Raw genomic sequence first — 8,320 nt, 5'->3', positions numbered from 1 at the left:
GCGCTGGTCGACGTCATCACCTGGACCCTGGTGGCGTTGACGGCAGCGGCCGTCGCGTTGCACATTCTGGGGCTGTGGATTCCGCGGAGCAGTCTGGTGGGTCTCAGCGCCGTGGTCGGCGCCGCGCTCGGTTTCGGCGCGCAGCGGATCGTTCAGGACCTTCTCGCGGGCTTCTTCATCATCGCCGAGCACCAGTACGGTTACGGCGACGTGGTGAACCTGTCGGTGACAGGTGGCCTCGAGGCGGAGGGAACCGTGGAAGACGTCACGCTGCGCGTCACTCGCCTGCGCAACTCCGACGGCGAGCTGATCATCGTGCCCAACGGGCAGATGATCAAGGCCACCAACCTGTCGAAGGACTGGGCCCGTGCGGTGGTCGACGTCCCGATCCCGCTGGATGCCGACATCAACGAGGTCAACACCGCGCTGCGCGAGGTGGGGCAGGCGTTCTACGAGAGCCCGAAGTGGCAGCGGCTGCTGCTCGACGCCCCGACGCCGCTCGGCATCACCAATCTCGAGCTGGACTCGGCGACCGTCCGGATGGTCGCGCGGACGCTGCCCGGCCAGCAGTTCGAGATCGGTCGGGCGCTGCGCGGCGACATCATCTACGGATTGGCTCGGCACGGGATCTTCGTGCAGGCGACGCCGCAGGCCGTCGGAGGCACCACCGTCGGTGAGGCGGCCGAGGCCCAGATCGATCGGAACGACGGATGAGCGCCGAGGAGACCGAGCCCGACGACGAGCGAGGCCAGGGGCCCGAGCCCTCGGCGTTCAAGAAGCTGGCGCGTCGGACCAAGCACATCTACAAGACGCGTGTGCGCACGACTACCGCGGTGCTCTGCATCGCCTTCATCCTGCTGTCGATCTTCTACAGCTTCAGTTCGCAGCACTACCATCCCGAGGACCAGGTTCCGCGGAGGTCCACGGTGCAGCAACCGGTGGAGCCGACCACCTCGGAGGTGATTCCGCCGTCCACGTCGGTCACGTCGACGGCCCCGTCGTCGCCGACGCAGACCGGCACGCCCGGGTCCACCGAGACCGGAGAGCAGCGCCCGCAGTCGGAGCAGACCACGTCGACCCCGCGCGAGACCTTCCGGTTCCCGCGGGAGCCGCCGCCGCAGACCACCGAGCGCATCACGCCGCAGACGCAGGCGCCCGATCCCAGTAACGGCGGCTGAGCCCGAGCGGTCAGTACACTGGGTCACCGTGATCAAGCTGACGAACGTGACGATGCAATACGCTGCGTCCTCGCGCCCTGCGCTGGACGATCTGTCGTTGGAGATCGACAAGGGACAGTTCGCGTTCCTCATCGGCCCCTCGGGCTCGGGCAAGTCGACCTTCTTCCGTCTTCTGTTGAAGGAAGACAAACCGACTGCGGGCGAGGTCTACGTGGGCGATCTCCACGTCAACAAACTCCGCAACCGCGAGGTGCCCAAACTGCGGCAGTCCATCGGCTGCGTCTTCCAAGACTTCCGCCTGCTGCAGCAGAAGACGGTCGCGGCCAACGTCGCGTTCGCCCTCGAGGTGATCGGCAAGCCGGCGTCGACCATCCGCGAAGTGGTTCCGGAGACACTCGACTACGTCGGGCTCGCCGGGAAGGCAGATCGCATGCCCCATGAGCTGTCGGGCGGCGAGATGCAGCGCGTGGCGATCGCCCGCGCGATCGTCAACCGCCCGGCGCTGCTGCTGGCCGACGAGCCCACGGGCAACCTCGATCCAGAGACCAGCGAAGAGATCGTCGAGGTCCTCGACCGGGTGAACCGCGGCGGCACCACGGTCGTGATGGCGACCCACGACCGGCACATCGTCGACGCCATGCGGCGGCGCGTCTTGGAATTCGACAACGGCAAGCTCGTGCGCAACGACGAGCACGGCGTCTACGGAATCGGCTGAAAGCACCCCATGCGTTTGAACTTCATCATCGGCGAAGTCCTCAACGGTTTCCGCCGCAACATCACCATGACCGTCGCGATGGTTCTCACCACCGCGATCACGCTCGGCATGCTCGGCGGCGGTCTGCTCGTGATCCAGATGGCCGATAAGAGCCAGAAGATCTTCCTCGACCGCGTCGAGATGCAGTTCTTCATCAACGACGCCGTCACCGCCAAGGATCCCAACTGCCTCGAGGCGCCGTGCACCACGCTGCGGACCGATCTCGAGGCAGAGCAGGGCGTCGGGTCGGTCACCTTCATCAGTCAGGAAGAGGCCTTCGAGACGGCCAAGGAGTCGTGGCAGAAGGAGTCGCCGGAGTTGGCCGACTTCATCCGCAAGGAGGCCTACCAGGGCGCTCTGCGGGTGCGGATGGCCGACCCCGAGTACTTCGGCGCCGTCCTCGACAAGTACTCCCGCGCCGAGGGCGTCGACGGCGTGTTGGATCAGCGAGATCTCGTCAAACGCATCTTCAGCGTGCTCGACGGCGCCCGGAACGCGGCCTTCGCCATCGCTGCGGTCCTCGCGGTCGCCGCGATCCTGTTGATCGTGAACACCGTGCAGATCGCCGCCTATACGAGACGGACGGAGGTGTCGATCATGCGGTTGGTCGGCGCCACCCGCTGGTACACGCAGCTGCCGTTCCTACTGGAAGCGGTGATCGCCGCCGTGGTGGGTTCACTCCTCGCGATCGGCGGCCTGTTCCTGGCGAAGGTTTTCTTCTTCGACAAAGCCCTCGAAGACCTTTACGGTGTGAACATCTTGGCGCGCATCACGTCGGCTGACGTGTGGTTCGTATCGCCGTGGTTGGTCCTGGCGGGCGTGGTCCTCGCCGGCGTCACCGCGTACGGCACGTTGCGCGTCTACGTTCGCGAATAGTCACTACTTTTAGATTCGGAGGTCGGCCGTGCCCAGGGAAAAAGGCAAGTCGGTGATAGCGACGAACCGGAAGGCTCGGCACAACTACACGATCCTCGACACTTTCGAGGCCGGGATGGTCCTGCAGGGGACCGAGGTCAAGGCGCTGCGCGACGGCAAGGCCTCACTGGTCGATGCCTTCGCCACGATCGACGACGGCGAGGTCTGGCTCAACGCGGTGCACATCGCGGAGTACGGCAGCGGCACGTGGACCAACCATCCGCCGCGGCGCAAGCGGAAGCTGCTGATGCACCGTCGCGAGATCGACGGGCTGATCGGGAAGCTGCGAGACGGGAACCTGACGCTGGTGCCGCTCTCGATGTACTTCTCGGACGGTTACGCGAAGGTCGAGCTCGCCCTGGCCAAGGGCAAGCAGGCCCACGACAAGCGACGCGACATCGCCGAGCGCACCGCCAAGCGCGAGGTGGAGCGTACCGTCGGACGTCGCGTCAAGGGGATGTAGCCGGTTTGGGCCTCCTGCGTAGACGAGTTGCGATCGCGCTGAGCGTGATCGCGTCTGCGGCCCTGCTCGCCGGGTGTGTGGAACCCACGCCCGAGCGCGACGAACCGTTGCCGAGCATGGGTTGGATGGTCGACGTGCCCGGTACGTGCAACGCGTCGGTGGAAGAGGTGCGCGAACACGCCGAGCAGTTGGTCCAGACCGGTCTGCGCGACGCCGGGTTCCGGACCGTGCTGGTCTTGTGCTCCGGTCGCGAGCGAGCGAAGTACCGCACGCGCGAGGAGATCGACTTCCTGTCCGGCCTGGGTCTCCGGCTCGGATTCCTCGACAGCGGGAGAGGTGCCTTTTACGCCGCGATGCCGCGATCGCAGCCCTTGCGCACGGTGGTGACGCGGCGCGTCATGGAGGCTGAACCGCTGATCGCATCTGCACCTCCCGCGACGCTGTCGCCCGAGAACCTGGAAGTGCTGACCAACCGCGACGTGATGGAACTGTTGCGCGACCCTCGGGCTGCGCCGGGCGCTCCGGTTCTCGGCAACGCCTCTGTGTACTCGCGGGCGATCGGAGAGCGCGGTCTGCTCGTTTCGCTGACCAACGGCAGGGGGGCGCCGAAGGACATGTCGGTCGGGGTGGCCGATCTCGGTCTCTCGGGCGACGACGTCGTCCCGGCCCGCGACGTGTGGACCGGTGAACGGATCACCGCCTCGGACGGCGCCCTCACGATTCACGTCGACACGGGCGACACCGCGCTGTTACGGATCGGCTGACCTGCGACGACGATCCTCCCGAAGATATCGGGATGATTCTGGAGTCGGTCTTGGTTACTATTAAGTGTCCACCGGAAACGGTGGGCAACCCCCTCGGGGCCGATCGGTTTCGACTACGTGCATCGAGGTGGGGGAAGCGTGTCGGTGCAGGCTAGAGACCACCGTAAGCGTCGCAGCAACCAATTAAGCGCCGATACCAATCAGCGCGACTACGCACTCGCTGCCTGATCAGCGAGGCTAGTCTGTCGGCCCGGTTCTAAGTTCCCGGAACCGGATGCCGGCATCAGCTAGGGAACTCACCGTCGTCGCCGGTCGCGGACGACGACGGGACAACAAACAGCGACTGGGATCGTCATCTCGGCTTGTTCGTGGGACCGAGAGATCCGAGTAGAGACAGAGCGGACTGCACACGGAGAAGCCCCACTGAAGTGACGGAGGACCCGGGTTCAATTCCCGGCGGCTCCACGGAAAAGGTGCCCTATCTTCCCAGATAGGGCACCTTTTGTTTGTGTCGACCCAGTGGCCGTGTGCCTCGTCCTCGGATCAGTTTGTTGCCGGTACTACCGCATCCACCTCGATCTCGACCAGCAGTTCCGGGTCAATGAGAGGTCTTGTCGCGGACGTCGACACGCCCGAGGATCGGACACGCCGCTGGCGACCCAAAACCGGCGATCGGCCGCTCCCGGGAGGAAGCGGCAGGTGCGGTGCTGCTCGTGAGGGGAAGGGCGGGGAATGCAAGGTTCGCTCTGTCAGTTCCGGTGCGAAACGGCGTGTCGTGGTTTTCGGCGTGTCGGCCGAATGGTTCACGCGGTGCGACACGCCCACAATTCGGACACGCCGCAGTCGTCCGAAATCTCAAGCCCGGCCGGTCGGGATGAGGGTTCGCGGATCTCGGGGTGGAGCAGGTCTTGTCGCGGGCGTCGACACGCCCGAGGATCGGACACGCCGCTGATGACCCAGAACTGGCATAGGCCGCTCCCGGGAGGAAGCGGCAGGTGCGGTGCTGCCCGTGAGGGGAAGGACGGGGAATGCAAGGTTCGCTCTGTCAGTCCTGGTGCGAAACGGCGTGTCGCGGTTTTCGGCGTGTCGTGCCGAATGGTTCACGCGGTGCGACACGCCCACAACTCGGACACGCCGGACTCGTCCAGAAACTGAGGCCTGGCTAGCGCTAGCCGGTATGCAGCGTCAATGTGCACGACTGCCCGACGTCGAGCACACGCATCGCTCGGCCGGCAGCCAGCCACAGGCCACACGAGAGGGTGAGTTCGACGATCAAGTCGTCGTCGAAGTGGGCCTTGCAGCGTTCCCAGAACTCTTCGTCATCGCGCAGGCCGGTGTGGTCGGCCGCAAAGCGCTCGGCGAACTCTGCCGCGACGCGCTCGGCCTCGCTGTAGCCGGGCCACGTCTGCCAGACTCCGGCGTGGTTGTAGAAGTCCTCGTCCAACGTCGTGTCGGCGGTCTCGCGCGTGTTCTGGCAGACCATGCACTCGTTCGCCAACGCGATGTTCATCCGTGCGATCTCGCGGATCCGCAGTGGCAGCCGCGACTTGTTGTAGACGGCATCGGTGTACGTGCCGAGGCCCGCGGCAAGCTTGGGGGAGTGCATGAGCCACGTGGCCACATCGTCGTCGCGGGCGTTCTCGATACGGGACATGAGCCGACGTTACCTTCGGTGTTTGCTGAACTGCTGGACTATCGGTTGACTGGACGACATGCGTCGCATCGTGCTGGCCGTCGTCCTTGCCATGACCCTGACGCTCGCAGTGGCGTGCGGTGCCGATCCATCGCCGACCGAGAGGTTCGCTGAGGCGCTGTCGAATCGTGACCTCGACGCGGCGGCGGCCCTCACCGACGATCCGGCTGCGGCTCGCGGGGCACTGACCGACTCGTTCGACGGAATGGGCGGGGCCAAGGTTGAGGTCACGGTCGCCAACGACGACGGCACCGAGCTGTCGTGGAAGTGGAGCCTGCCGCGGTCACGCTCCATCGAGTACTCCACAGCGGTCAGCGAAACCGGCGGCACGGTTCGCTGGAGTCTGCAGTCAGTTCACCGTGATCTCAAGGACGGCGGTCGCCTGCTTTACACCGACGACAAGACCTATGACGTCCCGGTGGCCGACCGGCACAATCGGCCGCTGCTGACCTGGCAGGAGGTCACCGTCGTCTCACTCGATCCCCGCAGCGCGGAGTCGGCCCGGTCGCTCGCCGCGAAACTCGAACCGGTGGCGCCGACCATCACCGAGCGGTCGATTCGGGCGGATCTGAAGGCCGCGAAGGCTCCGGTGGCGGTGGTTGCGCTTCGCTCGGCCGATGCGAAGAAAGTCGGCTCACTCGCCCGGATCGCCGGAGTAGAAACACGGACGGAAGGTCGCCTGCTGACCGCGTCGAAGTCGTTGCGTTCGCCTGCGGTCGACGGGTTGGAAGAGAAGTGGCGCGAATCCATCGACGCAGCGGCCGGAGCCACCGTGCTCCTGGTCGACGGAATCGGTAAGCCCACCGGTCAGGTGCAGCGATTCGTCGGGACCTCCCCGAACCCGGTGGAGACGACGCTCGACGTCCAGGTGCAGCAGGCGGCCAACGCTGCGGTCGCCGCCGAGGGTCGTCCCGCGATGGTCGTCGCGATCCGCCCGTCGACCGGCGGGATTCTGGCGGTGGCTCAGAACAAGGCGGCGGACAAGCAAGGGCCGATCGCCTTGACTGGGCTGTATCCGCCAGGGTCGACGTTCAAGACCATCACCACCGCGGCCGCGCTGCGTGCGCGCATGGTGGAGCCTGACTCGACCCTTCGCTGTCCCGGCAAGCAGCGCTTCGGCGACCGGGTGATTCCTAACGACGACGAGTTCGACCTCGGTACCGTCCCCCTCCACGTCGCGTTCGCACGATCGTGCAACACGACGATGGCGGCGCTCTCGACCAAGCTCGGCGACACGGCGCTCACGGACACCGCGCGGATGTTCGGGCTGGGTGTCGACTACCAGATTCCCGGGCTCACGACCATCACCGGTTCGGTGCCTGCTGCGCAGTCCGCCGCCCAGAAGGTCGAGAGCGGGATCGGCCAGGGGCAGGTGACGGCGTCGCCCTTCGGGATGGCGCTGGTGGAGGCCAGTCTGGCGGCTCGGCGAACGGTGACACCGACGCTGATCCAGGGTGTCGGGACCGGAGAGAACGCTCAACCGCAGGACATCCCGGCCGACGTGGCCTCGGCGCTGCGGTCGATGATGAGTGAAGTCGTCACCGCCGGAACTGCGACGGCCCTACGCGACATTCCCGGGCTCGGCGGCAAGACGGGCACCGCGGAGTTCGGTGACGACTCCGGATCGCACGGATGGTTCGCAGGGATCTCGGGCGATCTCGCCTTCGCAACCCTGGTGGTGGGCGGCGGCAGTTCATCGCCCGCGCTCAAGGTGACCGGTGAGTTCCTTCGCGCGGTCGACGGCACCTGACTTACGGCAAACCCGGTAAGTCGCCCGCTCTCGTCACCCGGGCGGGAGACTGGGAATTCTCCATCGCATGGCGACGGCGTATGGCAGGGTGGGGCGATGGGCTTGGTCGGGAACCCAGAATCGCTGAAGGTGCTGTACGTCGCGGTGGTGCTGATCGTCGCGGGGACCTTTCTGTGGCGGCAGTACCTCCTATGGCGCAAGGCCGTGCCGGGGCCGGGTCGGCCATTGACGCCGACCGAAGTCGGATGTCTGTACGGCGAACGCTGTGCCGCCGCCGTTGCGCTGCTCTGGCTCGACGAGTCGGCCGACGACGTCGGCCATCGTTCGGCCGCCGCAGTCGACGGTGACGAGTACACCGCTCACGTCGCGGAGCGGGGCCGCGTGCTGACGAGTCCGACGGTTCCCGCGGTGCTCACCGCGACGCGCGATCGGCTCGACGAGATGACCGAGTATCTGGTCGGCCGCGGACTGTTGGCCGACCGGCGTGATCGGCAACTGGTTCTGGCTCCGCTCGTTGTCACCGTCGCGGTGCTGGTGGTGGTCGCCGTCGCAATTGTGGCCGATGGCGGTGGCGTCGACGCGGTGGTACCTGCGGCCTTGATCGTCGGCGTGCTGTTGGCCGGTGCGGTGCTCCGGTCGCGGTTCGGCAGGACCAGGGCGGGGGACGAGTATCTGCGCGCCGTCTCGGAGCGGTACTCCGCCGATGCGCTGAAGACCCCGCGCGATTGGGCTTACGCGGTCGCTGTTCACGGACCGGCGGCTCTCGGCACCCGATCCCGAGACCGCGGCGAATGGCAGCGATC

General features: G+C 66.4%; 9 protein-coding genes and 1 other RNA gene. 9 read left to right on the top strand and 1 reads right to left on the bottom strand.

Annotated elements, in window-relative coordinates; all coding sequences use genetic code 11:
* The 7 genes from GX543_RS14485 to ssrA all read left to right on the top strand — a co-directional run.
* Positions 1 to 714, top strand: a 714-nt coding sequence (locus GX543_RS14485) for a mechanosensitive ion channel family protein (protein WP_290852868.1), incomplete at its 5' end; no start/stop codon positions are given.
* On the top strand, positions 711 to 1,178 hold the full coding sequence (locus GX543_RS14480; RefSeq protein ID WP_290852867.1) for a hypothetical protein: 468 nt from the start codon (positions 711 to 713) through the stop codon (positions 1,176 to 1,178). The genes GX543_RS14485 and GX543_RS14480, both read left to right, overlap by 4 nt.
* 28 nt (positions 1,179 to 1,206) lie before the next feature.
* Entirely contained in the window at positions 1,207 to 1,893 is a 687-nt protein-coding gene (gene ftsE, locus GX543_RS14475; RefSeq protein ID WP_290852866.1) for a cell division ATP-binding protein FtsE, read from the top strand.
* Positions 1,894 to 1,902: 9 nt separating this feature from the next.
* Positions 1,903 to 2,808 (top strand): permease-like cell division protein FtsX, encoded by a 906-nt coding sequence (gene ftsX, locus GX543_RS14470; RefSeq protein ID WP_290852865.1) that lies wholly within the window; start codon positions 1,903 to 1,905, stop codon positions 2,806 to 2,808.
* Between the two features lie 28 nt (positions 2,809 to 2,836).
* Complete coding sequence (smpB, locus tag GX543_RS14465; protein ID WP_290852864.1) at positions 2,837 to 3,310, top strand: SsrA-binding protein SmpB; 474 nt, start codon at positions 2,837 to 2,839, stop codon at positions 3,308 to 3,310.
* Between the two features lie 44 nt (positions 3,311 to 3,354).
* On the top strand, positions 3,355 to 4,074 hold the full coding sequence (locus GX543_RS14460; protein WP_290852863.1) for a hypothetical protein: 720 nt from the start codon (positions 3,355 to 3,357) through the stop codon (positions 4,072 to 4,074).
* 95 nt (positions 4,075 to 4,169) lie between these two features.
* Positions 4,170 to 4,542: a transfer-messenger RNA gene (ssrA, locus tag GX543_RS14455) on the top strand.
* Between the two features lie 700 nt (positions 4,543 to 5,242).
* Here ssrA and GX543_RS14450 read toward each other — a convergent pair.
* Complete coding sequence (locus tag GX543_RS14450) at positions 5,243 to 5,728, bottom strand: carboxymuconolactone decarboxylase family protein (RefSeq protein ID WP_290852861.1); 486 nt, start codon at positions 5,726 to 5,728, stop codon at positions 5,243 to 5,245.
* Positions 5,729 to 5,786: 58 nt separating this feature from the next.
* Between GX543_RS14450 and GX543_RS14445 the strand changes: the two genes are divergently transcribed.
* A complete protein-coding gene (locus tag GX543_RS14445; RefSeq protein ID WP_290852859.1) occupies positions 5,787 to 7,517 on the top strand; it encodes a penicillin-binding transpeptidase domain-containing protein in 1,731 nt (576 codons plus the stop codon).
* Between the two features lie 96 nt (positions 7,518 to 7,613).
* On the top strand, positions 7,614 to 8,320 hold a 707-nt coding region (locus GX543_RS14440), incomplete at its 3' end, for a TIGR04222 domain-containing membrane protein (protein WP_290852856.1).

Source organism: Gordonia sp. (in: high G+C Gram-positive bacteria), assembly GCF_012515855.1.
GTDB lineage: Bacteria > Actinomycetota > Actinomycetes > Mycobacteriales > Mycobacteriaceae > Gordonia.
The sequence above is the reverse complement of the archived record's forward strand: the minus strand, read 5'-3'. Positions and strand labels throughout refer to the sequence as shown.